The 19,866-nt window shown below is 54.0% G+C and carries 18 protein-coding genes and 2 pseudogenes; 6 read left to right on the forward strand and 14 right to left on the reverse strand.

Going from position 1 to position 19,866, the window contains the following annotated elements:
* The first annotated feature begins 7 nt into the window (after positions 1-7).
* The 3 genes from ACQ29O_RS03380 to ACQ29O_RS03390 all read left to right on the forward strand — a co-directional run bounded on the left by ACQ29O_RS03380 (position 8) and on the right by ACQ29O_RS03390 (position 2,515).
* The gene (locus tag ACQ29O_RS03380; protein WP_001212128.1) at positions 8-1,921 is read left to right on the forward strand and encodes a BglG family transcription antiterminator; all 1,914 of its coding nucleotides are present in this window, start codon (positions 8-10) and stop codon (positions 1,919-1,921) included.
* Positions 1,922-1,998: 77 nt separating this feature from the next.
* Complete coding sequence (locus ACQ29O_RS03385) at positions 1,999-2,241, forward strand: type II toxin-antitoxin system RelB/DinJ family antitoxin (protein WP_000212724.1); 243 nt, start codon at positions 1,999-2,001, stop codon at positions 2,239-2,241.
* Positions 2,231-2,515: a type II toxin-antitoxin system RelE family toxin gene (locus ACQ29O_RS03390; RefSeq protein WP_000220583.1), complete on the forward strand. Its 285-nt coding sequence runs from the start codon at positions 2,231-2,233 to the stop codon at positions 2,513-2,515. Before ACQ29O_RS03385 ends, ACQ29O_RS03390 begins: the two co-directional genes overlap by 11 nt.
* Before the next feature lie 3 nt (positions 2,516-2,518).
* Here ACQ29O_RS03390 and nrdG read toward each other — a convergent pair whose 3' ends face one another.
* The 5 genes and pseudogenes from nrdG to treR all read right to left on the reverse strand — a co-directional run bounded on the left by nrdG (position 2,519) and on the right by treR (position 9,853).
* Positions 2,519-2,983, reverse strand: coding sequence for an anaerobic ribonucleoside-triphosphate reductase-activating protein (nrdG, locus tag ACQ29O_RS03395; protein ID WP_001268859.1), 465 nt, complete (start codon positions 2,981-2,983; stop codon positions 2,519-2,521).
* Positions 2,984-3,104: 121 nt separating this feature from the next.
* Entirely contained in the window at positions 3,105-5,243 is a 2,139-nt protein-coding gene (gene nrdD, locus ACQ29O_RS03400) for an anaerobic ribonucleoside-triphosphate reductase (protein ID WP_000187818.1), read from the reverse strand.
* A 408-nt stretch (positions 5,244-5,651) separates the two neighbouring features.
* Positions 5,652-7,300 (reverse strand): annotated as a pseudogene (gene treC, locus ACQ29O_RS03405) (alpha,alpha-phosphotrehalase).
* A gap of 49 nt (positions 7,301-7,349) precedes the next feature.
* The gene (gene treB / locus ACQ29O_RS03410; protein ID WP_000048837.1) at positions 7,350-8,768 is read right to left on the reverse strand and encodes a PTS trehalose transporter subunit IIBC; all 1,419 of its coding nucleotides are present in this window, start codon (positions 8,766-8,768) and stop codon (positions 7,350-7,352) included.
* Between the two features lie 137 nt (positions 8,769-8,905).
* Entirely contained in the window at positions 8,906-9,853 is a 948-nt protein-coding gene (treR, locus tag ACQ29O_RS03415; RefSeq protein WP_001181297.1) for a trehalose operon repressor TreR, read from the reverse strand.
* Between the two features lie 189 nt (positions 9,854-10,042).
* On the opposite strand from treR, the gene mgtL reads away from it, so the two are divergent.
* Both mgtL and mgtA read left to right on the forward strand, forming a co-directional pair.
* Positions 10,043-10,096: a mgtA regulatory leader peptide MgtL gene (gene mgtL, locus ACQ29O_RS03420; RefSeq protein ID WP_099374030.1), complete on the forward strand. Its 54-nt coding sequence runs from the start codon at positions 10,043-10,045 to the stop codon at positions 10,094-10,096.
* Between the two features lie 140 nt (positions 10,097-10,236).
* Positions 10,237-12,945: a magnesium-translocating P-type ATPase gene (mgtA, locus tag ACQ29O_RS03425; RefSeq protein ID WP_000920865.1), complete on the forward strand. Its 2,709-nt coding sequence runs from the start codon at positions 10,237-10,239 to the stop codon at positions 12,943-12,945.
* A gap of 115 nt (positions 12,946-13,060) precedes the next feature.
* Here the strand turns inward: mgtA and ACQ29O_RS03430 are convergent, their stop codons facing one another.
* The 5 genes from ACQ29O_RS03430 to pyrL all read right to left on the reverse strand — a co-directional run bounded on the left by ACQ29O_RS03430 (position 13,061) and on the right by pyrL (position 15,591).
* Positions 13,061-13,507 carry a transposase gene (locus ACQ29O_RS03430; RefSeq protein WP_000251085.1) on the reverse strand — a complete coding sequence of 149 codons (447 nt, stop codon included), beginning with the start codon at positions 13,505-13,507 and terminating at the stop codon, positions 13,061-13,063.
* A gap of 74 nt (positions 13,508-13,581) precedes the next feature.
* On the reverse strand, positions 13,582-13,968 hold the full coding sequence (ridA, locus tag ACQ29O_RS03435) for a 2-iminobutanoate/2-iminopropanoate deaminase (protein WP_000047544.1): 387 nt from the start codon (positions 13,966-13,968) through the stop codon (positions 13,582-13,584).
* A 76-nt stretch (positions 13,969-14,044) separates the two neighbouring features.
* Entirely contained in the window at positions 14,045-14,506 is a 462-nt protein-coding gene (pyrI, locus tag ACQ29O_RS03440) for an aspartate carbamoyltransferase regulatory subunit (RefSeq protein WP_000148570.1), read from the reverse strand.
* A gap of 12 nt (positions 14,507-14,518) precedes the next feature.
* Entirely contained in the window at positions 14,519-15,454 is a 936-nt protein-coding gene (gene pyrB, locus ACQ29O_RS03445) for an aspartate carbamoyltransferase (protein WP_000013055.1), read from the reverse strand.
* Positions 15,455-15,489: 35 nt separating this feature from the next.
* Positions 15,490-15,591: a pyr operon leader peptide gene (gene pyrL, locus ACQ29O_RS03450; protein ID WP_000249504.1), complete on the reverse strand. Its 102-nt coding sequence runs from the start codon at positions 15,589-15,591 to the stop codon at positions 15,490-15,492.
* On the opposite strand from pyrL, the pseudogene ACQ29O_RS03455 reads away from it, so the two are divergent.
* Positions 15,571-15,712, forward strand: a pseudogene (locus ACQ29O_RS03455) (hypothetical protein). The gene pyrL and the pseudogene ACQ29O_RS03455 sit on opposite strands and share 21 nt — an antisense overlap.
* Here the strand turns inward: ACQ29O_RS03455 and ACQ29O_RS03460 are convergent.
* From ACQ29O_RS03460 to arcC, 4 genes are all read right to left on the reverse strand, one after another.
* Complete coding sequence (locus tag ACQ29O_RS03460; protein WP_000666051.1) at positions 15,682-16,170, reverse strand: arginine repressor; 489 nt, start codon at positions 16,168-16,170, stop codon at positions 15,682-15,684. The pseudogene ACQ29O_RS03455 and the gene ACQ29O_RS03460 overlap by 31 nt on opposite strands.
* Positions 16,171-16,356: 186 nt before the next feature.
* Positions 16,357-17,760: a YfcC family protein gene (locus tag ACQ29O_RS03465; RefSeq protein ID WP_000514443.1), complete on the reverse strand. Its 1,404-nt coding sequence runs from the start codon at positions 17,758-17,760 to the stop codon at positions 16,357-16,359.
* 55 nt (positions 17,761-17,815) lie between these two features.
* A complete protein-coding gene (argF, locus tag ACQ29O_RS03470) occupies positions 17,816-18,820 on the reverse strand; it encodes an ornithine carbamoyltransferase (protein ID WP_000237031.1) in 1,005 nt (334 codons plus the stop codon).
* Between the two features lie 111 nt (positions 18,821-18,931).
* Positions 18,932-19,864, reverse strand: a complete 933-nt coding sequence (arcC, locus tag ACQ29O_RS03475) for a carbamate kinase (protein WP_000428751.1) — start codon at positions 19,862-19,864, stop codon at positions 18,932-18,934.
* Positions 19,865-19,866 lie beyond the last annotated feature (2 nt).

Raw genomic sequence — 19,866 nt, forward strand, 5'->3', positions numbered from 1 at the left:
AAGAGACGTGCGATTCCCCAACCAACGTTTAGCGCAGCTATTTGCGATGCTGCAAAACGAGACGCTGCCGCAGGATGAGCTGGCGCAGCGGTTGTCGGTCTCCACGCGTACCGTTCGGGCGGATATCGCCGCGCTGAACATGTTGCTGACGCCGCATGGCGCGCAATTTACTCTCAGCCGCGGCGACGGGTATCAGCTCAAAATTGATGATCCGGCACGTTATCAATCCCTGCAAACGCAGCAATCTCCCGCCCTGGCGCGCGGTCCGCGCACCAGCCAGGAGCGGATACACTATTTGCTGGTGCGTTTTTTAACCTCCGCCTTCTCGCTGAAGCTGGAGGATTTAGCAGATGAATGGTTTGTCAGCCGTGCGACGTTGCAGAACGACATGGCGGACGTGCGCGAGCATTTGCTGCGTTATCATCTGACGCTGGAAACGCGTCCGCGTCATGGCATGAAATTGTTTGGCGGAGAGATGGCGATTCGCGCCTGTCTGACCGACCCTTTATGGACGCTGGCGCAGCAGGAGCCCTCTCATCCGTTAATTGTTAGTACCACGCTGAACACCGAGGTGTCTCAACGGCTGCGGTCTCTTTTGCCGGATATTTTCTCTCATTGTCAAATCCGCCTGACCGATGAGGGCGAGCTGTTTCTGCGTTTATACTGCGCGGTGGCGGTACGGCGTATTCGCGAGGGGTATCCGTTATCGGAATGCGTGGCAGAGGAGGTCGATGAAAAAGTGCGCCATGCGGCGCATGAGATTGCGGAGCTACTACAACAGCTGGCCGACAAGCCGCTGTCGGAGCCGGAAGTAAGCTGGCTGAAGGTGCATATTGCCGCCCGCCAGGTACAGGAAATTGCCCCCAGCGCCATTAATGCCGATGATGAAGAGGCGCTGGTGCGCTATATCCTCAATTTTATTAATACCCAGTACAACTATAACCTGTTGAATGATAAACAGCTTCACGCGGACTTGCTGACCCACATCAAAACGATGATCACCCGCGTGCGCTACCAGATCATGCTCCCCAACCCACTACTGGAAAATATTAAGCAGCACTATCCGATGGCGTGGGATATGACGTTGGCGGCGATATCGAGTTGGGGAAAATACACGCCGTATACCATTAGCGAAAACGAAATCGGTTTTCTGGTGCTGCATATTGGCGTTGGGCTGGAACGTAGTTACAACATTGGCTACCAGCGGCAGCCGCAGGTACTGTTGGTGTGCGATGCTGGTAATGCGATGGTGCGGATGATTGAAGCGGTACTGGCGCGGAAATACCCGCAGATTGAGATTGCCCGCACTCTGACGCTACGCGACTATGAGGCGCGGGACAGTATTGTGGAGGATTTTGTGATTTCCACGGCGCGGATCGGCGAAAAAGATAAACCGGTTATCATGATCGCCCCCTTTCCTACCGACTATCAATTGGAGCAGATCGGTAAGCTGGTGCTGGTGGACAGAACCCGTCCGTGGATGCTGGATAAATATTTCGATGCCTCGCATTTTCGCATCGTGGAGGGGGAAATAGATCAACAGACGCTGTTTAAAACGCTGTGCGATCAGTTGCACGAGGAAGGCTTTGTTGATGCGGCGTTTCTCGATTCGGTTATTGAACGTGAAGCTATTGTCAGTACGTTATTAGGCGACGGGATTGCCTTGCCACACGCGCTGGGGCTGCTGGCGAAGAAAACGGTGGTTTATACGGTGCTCGCGCCGCAGGGGATTGCCTGGGGTGACGAAACGGCGCACGTTATTTTTTTACTCGCCATCAGCAAAAGTGAATATGAAGAGGCGATGGCCATCTACGATATTTTCGTCACTTTCCTGCGCGAACACGCCATGACGCGCCTCTGCGCATGTCAGAATTTTACGCAATTTAAAACGGTCGCGATGGAGTGCGTGAGTCGTTTTTGAGAGGCGTTATCCAGAATTCGATGTAATGCGAATGTAATGCTAAACTGCATTACACATTCGATTCTACTGGAGGCATAATGGCCACGCTGAACGTCCGTCTGGATGACAAACTCAAAAATGAGGCTTATGCCGTGCTGGAAAAACTGAACATTACTCCAACGGAAGCCGTGCGATTACTGTTCCAGTACGTCGCGGAAACGGGGCGCATGCCAGTGAAAACCGTCACTCTTAGCGACAGTGAAGATGCATTGATTCAGACAGTTCGGGAGAGGCTGTCTAGTCCGCAAAAGGGAATCAAGGTTAGTCTGGATGACTTATGAACTGGAATTCGACCCGAGGGCCTTAAAAGAGTGGCATAAGCTGGGCGATACGGTGCAGGCTCAGCTTAAGAAAAAGTTGGCTGATGTGCTATTGAACCCCAGAATCGACTCTGCCCGTTTAAACGATCCTCCTGACTGCTATAAAATTAAGCTTAAATCGTCCGGTTATCGCTTGGTGTACCAGGTTCGGGATGACGTTGTGATTGTGTTTGTTGTCGCGGTCGGTAAGCGAGAACATTCAGCCGTCTATCACGATGCAAACAAACGGCTTTAGCGATCAACGCAAATGATGCACTACCTGGTTGCTGCTACCGCGCCAGATAAGCGCCGGGTCTTTCAGATCCTGCACAAATTTGCCATCGACCAGCACGTTGATGAGATCGACTACCTGCATCTGTGCGGCGTTGAGTTCATCAAGCTTGTAGCCGGTCCACACCCAGATATCTTTCCCCGGGCACTCCGCGTGGATGCGTTGTACCAGTGCCAGGATATCCGGTACGTTTTGCGGATGCAGCGGATCGCCGCCCGACAGCGAGATCCCCTGACGGTGAATGCGCGTGTCGTTCAGATCGGCAATGATCTTATCTTCCATCTCTTTGGTAAACGGCTGGCCGGAGTTCAGCCGCCAGGTGCTTTTGTTATAGCAGCCAGGGCATTCATGCACGCACCCTGACACAAACAGGGTGCAGCGGGTGCCGGGGCCGTTAACGATGTCTACGGGGTAGTATTGATGGTAGCGCATAGCGGGTGTCCAGAAAGCATGTAGGCCGGATAAGGTGCTTGCACCGCATCCGGCAACATTGTGATGCCTGATGACGACGCGATTGCGTCTTATCAGGCCTACGGTCTTTGCAAACGGAGAATTAACCTATCTGCCCATTGCCTAAATGCTTCACGCGGCGCTTCACTTCTTCCTGCTTACCGGCGTTAAACGGACGCGCGTCCGGGCTGCCTAAATAACCGCACACGCGGCGGGTGACCGAGACGCGTGCGGCGTCGTGGTTGCCGCATTTCGGGCAGGTGAAACCTTTACTGGTACATTCGAACTCGCCGGTAAAGCCGCACTCGTAGCATTCATCGATCGGCGTATTGGTGCCGTAATAGGGTACATGCTGATAGCTGTAATCCCAGACATCTTCCAGCGCTTTCAGGTTGTGCTGAATGTTCGGGTATTCGCCGTAGCAAATGAAACCCCCGTTCGCCAGCGGCGGATACGGCGCTTCGAAATCGATTTTGTCGTACGGGTTGACCTTCTTCTCCACGTCGAGGTGGAAGCTGTTGGTGTAGTAACCTTTATCGGTTACGCCCGGCACCACGCCGAACTCGGCGGTATCCAGACGGCAGAAGCGGTCACAGAGGTTTTCACTTGGCGTGCTGTACAGACTAAAGCCGTAGCCGGTCTCGTCTTTCCACTGATCCACGGCCTGGCGCAGACGCTCCACAATCGCGATGCCTTTAGCGCGAAGTTGCTCGCTGTCGTACAGGTGTTCGCCGCCGAACAGCGCGTTAATGGTTTCATGGATACCAATGTAGCCCAGAGAGATGGACGCACGACCATTTTTAAAGATTTCAGACACGTCGTCGTCCGCTTTCAGCCGCACGCCGCAGGCGCCTTCCATATACAGGATAGGCGCGACGCGGGCTTTCACGCCTTCAAGGCGGGCGATACGGGTCATCAGCGCCTTCCGCGCCAGCGCCAGACGTTCATCCAGCAGTTTCCAGAATGCGGTTTCGTCGCCTTTTGCTTCCAGCGCGATGCGCGGCAGGTTAAGGCTAATCACGCCCAGGTTGTTACGCCCGTCGTGGATCTGTTCGCCGTTTTCGTTCTCCCACACGCCGAGGAAGCTGCGGCAGCCCATTGGCGTTTTGAACGAACCGGTGACTTTGACCACCTGATCGTAGTTGAGAATGTCCGGATACATGCGCTTGCTCGCGCACTCCAGCGCCAGTTGTTTAATGTCGTAGTTCGGATCGCCAAACTTGTGGTTCAAACCATCGCGGATAGCGAAGACCAGTTTCGGGAACACGGCGGTTTTGCGATTTTTACCCAGACCGGCGATACGGTTACGCAAAATAGACGCCTGGATCAGACGCGACTCCCAACTGGTGCCGAGGCCAAAACCAAAGGTCACGAAAGGCGTCTGGCCGTTAGCGGTGTGCAGCGTGTTAACTTCGTATTCCAGCGACTGGAAGGCGTCGTAGCACTCTTTTTCGGTGCGAGAACGCGCATATCCTTCGGCATCAGGAATCTGCCACTCATCGGCGGTTTTGCGGTGCTTGTTATAGCTTTCGGTGACAAACGGCGCCAGCACTTCGTCGATACGGTTAATGGTGGTGCCGCCATAAATATGGCTGGCGACCTGCGCGATAATCTGCGCGGTAACGGCAGTGGCGGTAGAGATAGATTTTGGCGGTTCGATCTCGGCGTTACCCATCTTAAAGCCCTGGGTCAACATGCCTTTCAGGTCGATCAACATACAGTTGAACATCGGGAAGAACGGCGAATAGTCGAGATCGTGATAGTGGATATCGCCGCGCTCATGCGCTTGTACTACGTCACGCGGCAACAGGTGCTGGCGGGCATAGTGTTTGGCGACAATCCCGGCCAGCAAATCGCGCTGGGTGGGAATGACTTTACTGTCTTTGTTGGCGTTTTCATTGAGCAACGCGGAGTTGGTTTGTTCTACCAGGCCGCGAATTTCCTGGTTCAGACGACCACGCTTTTCACGCTGAATGTCGCGATCGTGACGGTATTCGATGTAGGCGCGGGCAAGCTGTTTGTACGGGCCGGACATCAGTTGGTTTTCAACCGCAGTTTGGATCTCGTTAATATCCACCTGACTGCGCGCGTTCATTTGGCTGCTAACGACTTCTGCGACGGTGGCACAGTAATCTGCGTCATCGACTCCCGCTGCTTTAGCTGCACGTAGAATGGCTTCCTTAATGCGCTCTGATTTGAATGGCACTTTACAGCCATCTCGTTTCATCACATGCGGTGTCATGATCACTCCATATTTGTAAGAACAGGTTATCCACAGAGGCTGGGGAAGCCATAACAGGTTTATTCATCTCTTTTCCAACGACTTCCCGCAATCCTGACCCAGGTTATCCACAATTCACCTTGTGTCGAGTGAACAGGTGTTGTAGCAATTGTAGTCAATTAATACAACATATTGGGTCGGCGTGCATTTTAAAGTCTATATGTAGTGATTTGCATCAAGGATGTTTGCAATTTTATTGATGTAGAACAAGGTAAAAATCAGAGCGTACAGATGGCGGGCGCTGTAGCGTTTGTAAAAGATAGCAAGAAAAATCTGATTAATTATTCAACAAAAACAGACAGTAACCTGGAGCAACGCCACAGCCCGTGTCAATAGGTTTGTGGCGTTTATCCGTATAAGGACGTCGCGTTAGCATTGTAACCACCAGATGGCTTCAAATGGGCGGAGCGTCATCGCGGCTGGCTGGTGACCTCGCCATAATTGTGCAGTAGCGCCTGCCACTGTCCTTTGATATGCGGTGGATGCCACTCCTGACACTGGTTACTCAGATTGGCGACAACCAGCAGGATTTGCCCCTGCCACTGGCGGCGATAACACCATACTGATGGGCTATCCGGGAGGAGATCCTGATAATCGCCCCAGATCAGTACAGGCTGGGTTTTACGTAGCGCAATCAGCTTTTGATAGGTGTAAAACACCGAGTTTTCATCGCGTAATGCCGCCGCGACATTAACCTCCGTATAGTTATCGCACAGGCTTATCCACGGCTCGCCCTGGGTGAAACCGGCGTTTTTACCGTTGTCCCACTGCATCGGCGTGCGGCTGTTGTCGCGGGATTTACTGGCCAGGATAGCCAGTAGTTCGTCGGGGTCGCGTCCGGAGGCGCGTAGCGCGGCAAACATGTTATGGCTTTCCACGTCGCGATAATCGGTGATGCGGGTAAAGTGTGGGTTGGTCATGCCGATTTCTTCGCCCTGATAGATATAAGGCGTCCCTTGCATACCGTGCAGCGCCATCGCCAGCATTTTCGCGGCTGGAACCCGGTATTCACCCTCGTCGCCAAAGCGGGAAACGATGCGCGGCTGATCGTGATTACACCAGAATAACGCGTTCCAGGCGACGTTATGCATCCCCTGTTGCCAGTGGCGGAACAACGCTTTCAGCGCCACATAATCAGGTTTTGCCAGCGTCCACTTTTCGCCATTGGGGTAATCCACCTTCAGATGATGAAAATTGAAGGTCATCGAGAGTTCGTCGCCGCTAAGCGCGGCATATTGCTGGCAGTTTTCCAGCGTGGTAGAGGACATTTCGCCTACCGTCATCAGATTACGCGGCGTAAAAACGTCACGGTTCATTTCGCGTAAAAACGTATGCGCGCGCGGTCCGTCGGTATAAAAGCGGCGTCCGTCGCCCGTCGGATCGTCAGGAAAATCCTGATCTTTGGCGATCAGGTTCACCACGTCCAGACGCAGGCCATCCACGCCGCGATCGGCCCAGAATTCGCAGACCTTTTTCAGCTCGGCGCGCACGGCGGGATTTTCCCAGTTCAGGTCGGCCTGTTCAGGCGCGAAAAGGTGTAAATAATATTGTTCGCTCTGGCTATGCCAGCGCCAGGCGCTGCCGCCAAATTTGGATTGCCAGTTATTCGGGCAGACATCCGGCGTGCCATCGCGCCAGATATAAAACTGACGGTATGGACTCTCTTTGTTCAGCGCTTCGCGAAACCAGGCGTGCTGGGTAGAAGTATGGTTAAACACCATATCCAGGATGATACGAATACCGCGTGCTTTCGCCTGCGCGACCAGCTCGTCAAAATCATCCAGCGTGCCGTAGGTCGGGTCGATAGCCGTATAATTTGCGACGTCATAACCGTTATCCACCTGTGGCGAGATATAAAACGGCGTGAGCCAGATGGCATCTACGCCGAGTCGCTGTAGATAGTCAAGGCGCTGCGTCACGCCGCGTAAATCGCCGGTGCCGCTGCCGGTCGTGTCCTGAAAACTTTTCGGGTAGATCAGATAAATAACGCCGTTTTGCCACCAGAGGGGAATAGTCATTGTTGTTTCCTGCAAGTGCGTTGGGACGCAACTGCGCCCCGAAGAAGAATTAGACAATTTGTAATGTGCCCTGACGATGCTTACGCTGATAGATAAAGGTGGTCAGAATCACCGGGATCACGATCGCGATAACCATCGCCATGCTGTACACCTGCCAGTAGCGCGGCGGTATAGACAGGATGCCCGGCAGGCCGCCCACGCCGATACCGTTGGCGATGACGCCGTTCAGACCGCAGAGCAGTCCCGCCAGACCAGATCCGATCATCGCGCACAGCATCGGAAAACGATACTTCAGGTTGATACCGTACATCGCCGGTTCGGTTACCCCAAGGTAAGCGGAAATGGCGGCAGGAACGGAGATCTCGCGTTCATTGTGTTTACGGCTGGAGATGATGATGCCCACCACGGCGGAGGCCTGCGCGATATTCGACAGCGCAATCAGCGGCCAGACTGGCGTACCGCCCATGCTCTGGATCATCTGCATATCGATAGCGAGCGTTGTCTGGTGGACGCCGGTAATGACCAACGGGGCATACAGGAAGCCGAACAGCGCCGCGCCTATCGGGGCGAAACTGCCGGTCATCAGATAACGTACCGCAAAGGCCACGCCGTCGCCGATCATACGACCAAAGGGGCCGATAAAGGTGTGGGCGAGAAAGACGGCCAGTATCAACGAACACACCGGGACGACGACCAGGTAGAGATAATCCGGCACGATGCGTTTCAACCGCGTTTCAATAAACCCAAGCGCCAGCCCTGCCAGTAGCGCCGGGATAACCTGCGCCTGGTAGCCCACTTTCTCAATGCTAAATAAGCCGAAGTTCCAGACGTCCGGCGTTTGCTGGCCCAGCAGATACGCATTCATCAACTGCGGCGACACCAGTGTCACGCCGAGCACGATACCAAGAATCGGCGTGCCGCCCATTTTTTTCACCGCCGACCAGCAGATCCCCACCGGCAGATAGAAAAAGATCGCTTCGCCGATCAACCATAAAAAATCATAAAGCGTTTTTAGCGCCGGATGCATCTGCGCCAGCGTTTGGCCGTTGCTCATCGGCACATCGCCGATCACGTTACGAAAGCCTAAGATCAAACCGCCGCTGATCAACGCCGGTAGTAGCGGAAAGAAGATCTCCGCAAAGTGGGAAATTAACTGCTCATGCCATTTCATGTTCTGGCGAGCGGCTTTTTTGGCCTGCTCTTTATCAGCATACGCTTTGCCGGTGGTCTCCAGCAGCGCGTTATAGTAATCGCCAACGTCGGTGCCAATCACCACCTGAAACTGACCAGCGTTGGTGAAACAACCTTTAACCATCGGTAATTGTTCGATCTTTTTTGGCCTGGCGTTCGCGGGCTGGTGGAGCACAAAGCGCAGGCGAGTAATGCAGTGGCTCACCGTGGCGATGTTGTCGCGCCCGCCGACCAGGTCAATCAGCCGGTCGATATCGGCTTGTTTTACTTTGCTCATCGTAAAGCCTCATGGCAGAGGAGGTAAGTTATGGGTTGGCGCAAGAGTAGCTCTTCAACGTTGGTTTAAAAATGGGAACGTTCCCGAAACGCAGCGACGATCACAAATTACTCGTGGTATTCCGTTTAATCAGTCACTCAGGCGAGGGTAGAAGGAATGACGATCCGGCGCGGATCGCAGCGGCCATTGATCTGTTCGATCAGCTGCGAAGCCGCCTGCCGTCCGGCTTCAGCATAGCCAGGATCGACAGTGACGATCTCCGGGTGCAGGAATTTTATCAGCGGCGTGTTCCCGACGCTTGCCAGTTGCAGCGTCTCAATACGTTGCTCCTGTAAATACTTACTGGCGCCCAACGCCAGCGTATCGGTGGCGCAGACTAACGCGGTGGTATCCGGCATGATGACACTTGCCGTATGCTCATAGCCCTGCTTCATGGCAAGACCGGGCAGGGCGGCGACGGGATGGAGTTTATGTTTTTTGCAAAACGCCAGGTATGCGTCATGCCGACGTTTGCCGGTGGTAATATCGCTATGGGGAACGCCCAGAAAGCTAATGTTGCGGTGTCCCTGCTCATACAGCCGCTGCATAAGGATATGAATCGCGCCCTCGTCGTCGTAACAGACGGAGGCAAAACCTTGCGCATCTCTTGCCAGCAGCACCAGCGAGGCTTTCCAGGGGGCGATCAGCTCTTCTGTGATGCCGGTAAAGCCAAACAGCACCACGCCATCAATGTTACGTCGTCTGAGCATGCCCAGATGTTCCATTACCAGCGTCGGCGAGAACTGACTTTCCATCATAATAGGGTCGTAGCCCTGTTCATAAAACGCAGGCAGCATGGTCTGAACCGCGAGGTTTTCAGACAACGAATCAAGGCGAGTGACGATAATAGCGACCACTTTATCGCTTTGTCCCCGCATCGCGCGGGCGGAGCGGGACGGGGAGAAACCGTGTTGATTCATCACCGCTTCGACACGCTCGCGGGTACGTTCGCTTACGCCGCTTTCATTGTTAAGCACGCGGGAAACGGTTGATTTCCCTACGCCGCTCAGGCGGGCGATGTCTTTGATAGTGAGCCGGTTTTGCATCCTGTTTTCCCGTGGCGTGACGCTGATGGTGATAAAAAGAGTAACTTTACTCAAGCGAAGGGCAATGGGCAAAGTCTGGTTTATCGTTGGTTTAATTACGTAACGGTATGATACCGCCATAATTGCCACAAAACTTATGGATTTATGCGTATAATCCGCGGCGCAAATTATTTACTTACCGGAGGCGACATGGACCCTGAACCCACCCCTCTCCCGCGATGGAGAATTTTCCTTTTCCGGTAAGCCTGCCTCTGCTGTCTTACCGGTGTGTAAGACAGTGACACAATAACGTCCCTGTTTTTATTTAAACATTGCTCATCGGGCGAGGCTTTGCCGTGCCTGAAGAATTTTCTGCGCCTGACTTCGGCGCGGAGGGATTACCTATGCTAAAAACCATTACCCGCCAGCTTTTTGCCCGGCTTAATCGTCATTTGCCTTATCGTCTGGTTCACCGCGATCCGCTGCCCGGCGCGCAGACCGCGGTAAATGCGACTATCCCGCCTTCGCTGAGCGAGCGCTGTCTGAAAGTCGCGGCAATGGAGCAGGAGACTCTCTGGCGCGTTTTTGATACGCACCCGGAGGGATTAAACGCTGCCGAGGTGACGCGCGCGCGTGAAAAGCATGGCGAAAACCGCCTTCCGGCACAGAAACCCTCGCCGTGGTGGGTGCATCTGTGGGTATGTTATCGCAATCCTTTCAACATCTTACTCACGATTCTTGGCGGCATTTCTTATGCCACGGAGGATCTGTTTGCCGCAGGCGTTATCGCCCTGATGGTCGGTATCTCAACGCTGCTGAATTTTGTGCAGGAAGCGCGCTCGACAAAAGCGGCGGACGCGCTAAAAGCGATGGTGAGCAATACCGCTACCGTACTGCGGGTTATTAATGAAAATGGCGAAAACGCCTGGCTGGAATTACCCATCGATCAACTGGTGCCCGGCGATATTATTAAGCTGGCGGCGGGGGATATGATCCCGGCGGATTTACGGATTATCCAGGCGCGCGATCTGTTTGTCGCCCAGGCGTCGCTGACCGGCGAATCTCTGCCGGTCGAGAAAGTCGCCGCGACGCGTGAGCCCCGGCAAAATAACCCGCTTGAGTGCGACACGCTGTGCTTTATGGGGACGAACGTCGTGAGCGGAACGGCGCAGGCCGTGGTGATGGCGACCGGCGCCGACACCTGGTTTGGTCAATTGGCGGGGCGCGTGTCGGAACAAGATAACGAGCAGAACGCTTTCCAGAAAGGAATTAGCCGCGTCAGTATGTTGCTGATCCGCTTTATGCTGGTCATGGCGCCGGTAGTACTGATTATTAATGGTTACACGAAAGGTGACTGGTGGGAAGCGGCGCTATTTGCGCTCTCGGTCGCGGTAGGGCTCACCCCGGAAATGTTGCCGATGATCGTCACCTCCACCCTCGCGCGCGGGGCGGTGAAGCTCTCGAAACAGAAAGTTATCGTGAAGCACCTTGATGCGATTCAGAACTTCGGCGCGATGGATATTCTGTGCACCGATAAAACCGGCACACTGACGCAGGATAAAATTGTGCTGGAGAATCATACGGATATTTCTGGTAAGCCCAGCGAGCATGTACTGCATTGCGCCTGGCTGAACAGCCATTATCAGACCGGTCTAAAAAATTTACTGGATACGGCAGTCCTGGAGGGAGTAGACGAAACCGCCGCGCGTCAGCTCTCCGGACGCTGGCAGAAAATCGATGAGATTCCGTTTGATTTTGAGCGTCGCCGGATGTCGGTGGTGGTGGCCGAAGATTCGAGCGTGTATCAACTGGTCTGCAAAGGCGCGTTACAGGAGATCCTGAACGTGTGTACTCAGGTGCGCCACAACGGCGATATTGTGCCGCTGGACGACAATATGCTGCGCCGGGTGAAACGCGTTACCGACACGCTGAACCGTCAGGGGCTACGCGTGGTCGCCGTCGCGACCAAATACCTGCCTGCGCGTGAGGGCGATTACCAACGTATCGATGAGTCTGACCTCATTCTGGAAGGGTATATCGCTTTTCTCGATCCGCCGAAAGAGACCACCGCGCCGGCGTTGAAAGCGCTGAAGGCGAGCGGAATTACGGTGAAAATTCTCACCGGCGACAGCGAGCTGGTAGCGGCGAAAGTTTGCCATGAAGTTGGGCTGGATGCGGGCGATGTCATTATTGGCAGTGATATTGAAGGGTTAAGCGACGACGCGCTGGCGGCGCTGGCCGCCCGTACGACGTTGTTTGCGCGTCTGACGCCGATGCATAAAGAGCGCATCGTCACTTTACTCAAACGCGAGGGGCATGTGGTCGGTTTTATGGGCGACGGGATTAACGATGCTCCGGCGTTGCGGGCGGCGGATATTGGTATCTCGGTAGATGGCGCGGTGGACATCGCCCGTGAAGCGGCCGATATTATCCTGCTGGAAAAGAGCCTGATGGTGCTGGAAGAAGGCGTCATTGAAGGTCGTCGTACTTTTTCTAATATGTTGAAATATATCAAGATGACGGCCAGCTCAAATTTCGGTAACGTGTTTAGCGTGCTGGTGGCGAGTGCCTTTTTGCCGTTCCTGCCAATGCTGCCGCTGCACTTGCTGATTCAAAACCTGCTGTACGATGTATCCCAGGTGGCGATTCCGTTTGATAATGTCGATGAAGAACAAATTCAAAAGCCGCAGCGCTGGAATCCGGCGGATTTGGGGCGCTTTATGGTCTTTTTCGGTCCGATCAGCTCGATTTTCGACATTTTGACCTTTTGTCTGATGTGGTGGGTATTTCATGCGAATACGCCAGAAACGCAAACTTTGTTCCAGTCCGGCTGGTTTGTGGTGGGATTACTGTCGCAAACGCTGATTGTGCATATGATCCGTACCCGCCGTCTGCCGTTTATTCAAAGTCGCGCTGCCTGGCCGCTGATGGCGATGACATTGTTGGTGATGGTGGTGGGAGTTTCGTTGCCGTTTTCGCCGCTGGCGTCTTACCTGCAATTACAGGCGCTGCCGTTAAGCTATTTCCCGTGGCTGATTGCCATTCTGGCGGGCTATATGACGTTAACCCAGTTGGTGAAAGGGTTTTACAGCCGACGTTATGGCTGGCAGTAAACACTTTCGTCGGGGATTCGCCAGCGTGCTTAATCCCCGATATCGCTAACCAGGTCAGATGCCCGTAAAGCTCGACAAGTTTAACGCGATCGGCTTTATCTTTAAATTTCAGGGCTTATTCAAGCAACTGTAGAATGCTATATGCAGGCATAAAAAAGAGGAATGTCCAGCTAAGTTTGTAAAATACATTCTCTGCCCCCAATCCGGAACGAGAGGAGGAGATGTCCCACCGCCGGATATGTTTTGCGGATATGCGACGAAAGCGGCGAATATAGCTAATGCAATAAACTAAGTAAGGAGGAATCGCTAAGGCGGCAGTGGGTTTAGGAAACATAAGGGTAAGCAATATGGCTGCGACAATGAAGCATAAAAAGACTATCTTCGCGGTAGATTCTATCTGTTTTAATTCCTGGCGTATGCTTTCAGCATGTTTCTCCTGCCAGCGACGGAGCGTGCTGTTGCTAAATCCATATTCTTCGCATAACGCCTTATTCGGTACGCCGTTTTTAGACTGTTGCAGAAAATCGGCGATTTGTTCCTCGGTAAAACGCGCTCTTACCATTGCCGCCTCTCCATGGCTGTTGGTGCCCCGAACCGGGCAAACTTGCGCCGCCCGGCGGGGATGACGTCCGGCGCTTAGCGACGAACAGCGATCGCTTCAATCTCAATTTTCACGTCTTTCGGCAGACGGGCAACTTCCACGCAGGAACGCGCCGGGAAGGTCGCGTTGTGCTCGGTGAAGAACGCTTCGTAGGTGGCATTGACGGTCGCGAAATCGTTCAGGTCTTTCACGAATACGGTCGTTTTCACAATGTCGCCTACTTTCAGGCCAGCGGCTTCCACGATAGCTTTAACGTTTTCCAGCGACTGACGTGCCTGAGCGGATACGTCTTCCGCTACGGCACCGGTTTTCGGATCGACCGGAATCTGACCGGAAGTGATTACCATGCTACCCAGGTCAACGCCCTGTACGTATGGGCCGATTGCTGCTGGTGCATTTTCCGTCGCAATAGTTTTGCTCATGATTTCTCCTGAATTACAGCGGTAATAGAATGTCCCCGCTCATTATAGGGAGCCAGGATCTCATAACCAACCCAAATTAGTTGGCCAGCACCACATAATGCGAAAACTCTTTTTCACAGTATTTGCATTTGAGGGCGATATCATTGGCGCGTTTTTTCACTGCAAAGCTGGAGGATACTGGTTCCGCGTGGCTGATGCAGTTGCTGTTCGGGCAAACCAGCACATTATTAATACGCTCTGGCAGGCTGGGGCGTGATTTCCCGACTACGTCGTAGTTGTCGATGCGGTTAACGGTGGCCTGCGGCGCGTACAGAGCAAGTTGGTTAACCTGCTCTTCGGTGAGAAAGGTGTTTTCTATTTTGATTAAGTCTTTACGCCCCATCTCGCCAGACGGGAGATTCAGACCGATAGTGATTCGCTGATCGGTCTCGGTCAATTTAAACAGACTCAGCAGTTTAAAGCCTACCTGCGCAGGGATATGGTCAATCACGGTGCCGCATTTAATGGCTTCAACCTGCAGTTTGTTATCGTGTGTCATCGTTTTTCTCCCTTACAGACTCAGTTCGCTATTCAGTACTAACGCCAGTAACGCCTGGCGAGCGAAAATACCGTTGCCCGCCTGTTGGAAGTACCAGGCGTGTGGCGTTTTATCCACATCCGTGGTGATTTCATCAATCCGCGGCAGCGGGTGCAGCACTTTCATATTTTCACGCGCGCCGTTCAGGTCGCTGGCGCGCAGAACAAACTGCGCCTTCACATTGGCGTACTCCGACGGGTCGAGACGCTCTTTCTGTACGCGAGTCATATAGAGGATGTCGACGTCGGCCATGACCTCTTCAATAGAACCATGCAGGCTCCAGGCCATCCCTTTTTCATCAAGCATATCCAGAATGTACTGCGGCATCGCCAGCGCGTCCGGCGCGATAAAATAAAAACGGTTGCCGCTAAATTTCGCCAGCGCCTGGGTTAGCGAATGCACGGTGCGGCCATATTTCAGATCGCCGACCATCGCGATATGCAGGTTATCCAGACGGCCCTGCGTTTCCTGGATGGTGAACAGATCCAACAGGGTTTGCGTCGGATGCTGATTCGAACCGTCGCCCGCATTGAGCACCGGCACCTGACCGGAAAACTCCGTCGCCAGACGTGCCGCGCCTTCTTGCGGATGGCGCATCACAATCGCGTCCACGTAAGTGCTAATCACTGAGATCGTGTCGGCTAACGTTTCTCCTTTTTTCCCCAGCGACGTGTTGGCGCTGTCGGAGAAGCCCACTACGCTGGCGCCCAGGCGATGCATTGAAGTTTCAAACGACAGGCGGGTACGCGTGGAGGCTTCGAAAAAGCAGCTGGCGATCACTTTATGTTTCAAAAGCTCCGGCTGCGGGTTGGCTTTTAATTTCGCCGCCGTGGCCAGTACCAGATTAAGATCGTCGCGGCTGAGGTCGTTTATGGAAATGATATGTTTTTGATATAGCGGGTTAGCCATGTTTATCTCCTGACGCCTGGGCAAAAAAAAGCCCCTCAATTGAGGGGCTTGGTATTGGTTTTCAACGGAAAGAAAAACGGCAGGCCTGCGTCCTTTTTCAGACGCGGTAAGACAGAATGTCGTACACACTGAACCATGCTTCCTCCCGGCAAATTGTCCGCGATTATACTCAGCTCTGTTTGGGGATCAAGCGAATTAATGCATGATTTACTCATCGCAAACGGTTCTTATGAATTTAAATTCATTTTAAGCAAATAATTAATTTGTTTGTGTACCAGCGCCGTACGCTGAACGACCCGTGGTGCGACCCAGACAATACTGCTACCGGCAACGACGCCGAGAATTTCCGGCAATGCGTGGTAATCCAGAATTCTCGCGACGGCGCGACCATAACCTGCCGCCGTATGGATAAGGATAAATTCGCTATTATGTTCAACGCTGACGACCATTTCAGCTATTGAACGTCCGGCATCCGGCGAAGGACGCCGCTGGGGATTTACGGAATAAATCTTTTGTCCCTTCGTATTTCTGATTTTTATTGCGCCCAGCAGCTTGAGCAGGCGCGAAACCGTAGACTGGCTGATACCTTCAAATCCCTCATTTTGTAAATCGCGGCGAATCTCCTCCTGGGACAGGTAACTTTTTTCACTAATCAGGCGCTGACAAACCGCCAGTTGCTGTTGTTCTTTGGCGGAGTAATCATCGTATTCCTTCATAAATGCACCTTATCTTTATTATTAATATCAACGGACTGGCGAAATTCATCACATTTGTCACATCGATTGCGGATCAATCGGGCGGTTTTGCAGGAAAATGAGAAGCCGATCAAAAAAGGTGACGGCGTGCCTGATGGCGCTGTGCTTATCAGTCCTGTCGGATAAGACGCGTCGCCATCTGGCTCGTTACATCATCGCTCCGATGCTCAGTACCGCCATATTCAGCAATGTCAGGATCAGCAACAGCGGCGCGACCCATTTCAGATAGCGGACATAGGGAACCCGCGCGATTGCCAGACCGCCCATGACCACGGCGGAGGTGGGAGTAACCAGGTTCACAATCCCGGAGGCCGACTGGTAGGCGGTTACGACCAAATCCCGCTGTACGTGGGCAAAATCCGCTAACGGCGCCATAATGGGCATCGTCAATACGGCAAGACCGGAAGAGGAGGGCACCAGGAAGGAGAGCAATACTTCCAGCCAGTAGGTTACGTTTATGAAAATAGTGGTAGAGAGGCCGGAAACCAGACTTTCCGCGCTGTGCAAAATGGTGTGGGTAATCATACCGTTATCCATGACCACCACAATGCCGCGCGCGATACCAATAATTAGCGCCACGCCGAGCAAATCCCGCGCGCCGTCGATAAAGGTACTGGTAAACGCTTCCTCACCCATCCGCGTTATCACGCCAACGATAATCGCCGCCGCCAGAAAGACGCCGGAGATTTCCGCCATCCACCAGCCGAGAACCGCCACGCCGTAAATCATCACCGCGAAAGAGGCGGCGAAGATCAGCAGCACCCATTTCCGGGTAGCCGTAAACTCCAGCAGTGTATTGGCGCGATTGCCGAGAAAATGAGCGCGATTTTCCTCCATTTTATCCGCCACGATAGAAAGCTCAGGATGGGCGCGGACTTTGCGCGCATAGCGCATTACCCAAAACACGCACAGTACGTAGCCGACAATTAACAGCAGTACGCGCATCAGCATTCCCTGAGTAAAAGGGATGCCGGCGGCGTTGGCGGCAATGACCGTGGCGAAAGGGTTAATGGTCGAACCGAGCGTGCCTATCCCTGCGCCGAGCAGTACGGTTGCCGCCGCCACTAACGGATCGAAGCGGGCCGCCATCATGACCGGTACCAGCAGCGTGTAGAAGGGCAACGACTCCTCCGCCATGCCATAAATAGTGCCGCCTGCGGCGAACAGCGCCATCAGAATGGGGATCATCCACTCATCTTTGCCGTTGAGTTTGATAGTTACCCGTTCAATACCGGCATCAATCGCCCCCGTTTTATTCACCACCCCCAGAAAGCCGCCGATAATCAAGACAAACAGCGCGACGTCAATGGCGCCGGCGGTGTAGGTTTCGTGGTTATAGAGGCCGTCAATCGGCGCCAGTAAAACAGCGGTAATCCCTTGCGGATGCTCGTCCACGGGGGCATACGTTCCCGCCACCGGCACCTCGTTTCCCAGCGTGGCGTTCATCGCCATTTGGTATTTTCCCGCCGGCACAATCCAGGTCATCACCGCGACCAGGGCAATAAGAATAAACAGGATGGTATAAGCGGTGGGAAATTTAAATTTACCCATGATGTTCTCTCCTGATATCACGGATATGCGCCGCGAGGGCGCATATCCTGTGGGATTAGTCGCCGAGCGTCGCCACCATGACTGCTTTGATGGTGTGCATCCGGTTTTCCGCTTCATCGAAGACTATCGAGCCTGCGGACTCGAACACCTCTTCCGTGACCTCCAGTCCTTTCAGGCCGTAAGCCATTTCGATTTCGCGTCCCACTTTGGTGTGCTCGTTATGGAAGGCGGGCAGGCAGTGCATAAACTTCACATCAGGATTACCGGTAGCGTTTACCACCTGCTGGTTGACCTGATATGGCGTCATCAGACTGACGCGCTCCGCCCAGGCTTCTTTGGGTTCTCCCATCGAGACCCAGACGTCGGTATAGAGGAAATCCACACCGTGAACGCCGTCTTCAACGCTCTCCGTTAAGGTGATACGAGCGCCGGTAACGCTGGCGATTTCCCGGCACTGCGCTACCAGCGCGGCATCAGGCCAGAAGGACTTTGGCGCTATCAGGCGGATATCCATGCCCATCTTCGCCGCGCCCACCATCAGCGAGTTGCCCATGTTGTTGCGCGCGTCGCCCAGGTAGGCGAAGCTCAGTTCCGGCAGCGTTTTGCCCGGCGCATGTTCCAGCATGGTCATCAGATCGGCCAGGATCTGTGTGGGGTGAAATTCATCGGTCAGGCCGTTCCAGACGGGAACGCCCGCGTATTCCCCCAGCTCTTCCACAATGTGTTGACCAAATCCGCGATATTCGATGCCGTCATACATCCGCCCCAGGACGCGAGCAGTATCTTTCATGGACTCTTTATGGCCGATCTGCGAGCCGCTTGGGCCGAGATAAGTCACCTGCGCGCCCTGGTCGAACGCGGCGACTTCAAACGCGCATCGGGTGCGGGTAGAGGTTTTTTCAAAAATCAGCGCGATGTTTTTGCCGATCAGTGTTTGCTTTTCGCATCCGGCTTTTTTTGCGGCTTTCAGCTCAATAGCCAGATCGATGAGGTGTTGGATTTCCGCCGGGGTGTAGTCAAGCAGCTTCAAAAAGTTACGATTTTTCAGTGAAATAACCATTACAATATCCTTGTTAAAATGAATTGCCTGATGGCGCTGCGCTTATCCGGCCCACGGTTATGCGCGCTCTGTAGGCCGAATAAGGCGGAAGCCGCCATCCGGTAAAAAGCCTTATGCGTCAACGTCGGCGGTTTCACACCGAATCAAAGTACCTTTCTCGCCCGCGAGAATGGCTTGCCCATCCGCCAGCGAGCCGATTCCGGCAATGCCGCGGCAATGGCTGACAAACTCAGCGCAGGCGGTCACTTTCGGGCCCATCGAACCGGCGTCGAACTGCATTTCACGAAGCAGCTCCGGCGTAACCTGCGCCAGCGGGCGTTGGGTGGGTTTGCCCCAGTCGAGATACACCGCGTCGGCATCGGTCAGAATGAGCAGCGCGTCGGCGTGAATTTGGCTGGCAAGCAGGGCGGCGGACAGATCTTTGTCGATCACCGCCTCGATACCGTGGTAGCCATCGGCTTTTTCCACTACCGGCACGCCGCCGCCGCCGTTACAGATAACCAGGTGATCGCGGCTAATCAGCGCGCGGATGGCATCGTTTTCCACAATGCGTTTCGGCTGCGGGGAGGGCACAACGCGGCGGAAGGCGTTACCGTCGGCTTTGAATACCCAGCCCTTTTCTGCCTGTAACGCACGGGCCTGCGCTTCGTCGTAAATGGGGCCGATATATTTGGTTGGATTGAGGAATGCCGGGTCGTTGGCATCGACTTCGACCTGGGTGAGCAGGACGCTGATTTCACGCTCCGGCAGATGATTCTTCAGCGCCTGTTGCAGCATGTAGCCAATCATGCCCTGGCTTTCCGCACCGAGAATATCGAGCGGGTAGGGCGTAACGTTAGCGTAGGCGCTATTTTGTAGCGCCAGCAGTCCTACCTGTGGGCCGTTGCCGTGCACTAACACCACGCGCCATTGCCGCGTAAGCTGGGCGATGGTTCTGGCCGCCAGTTCGATATTTTTACGCTGAATATCAGCCTCCAGCGGTTCGCCGCGTTTGAGCAGCGCATTGCCGCCCAGCGCGACGACCAGTGTGCGTTTGTTTTCCATAA

It is taken from the genome of Salmonella sp. GDC200615, assembly GCF_050574145.1.
In the GTDB taxonomy this organism is placed as follows: Bacteria; Pseudomonadota; Gammaproteobacteria; order Enterobacterales; family Enterobacteriaceae; genus Salmonella; species Salmonella enterica.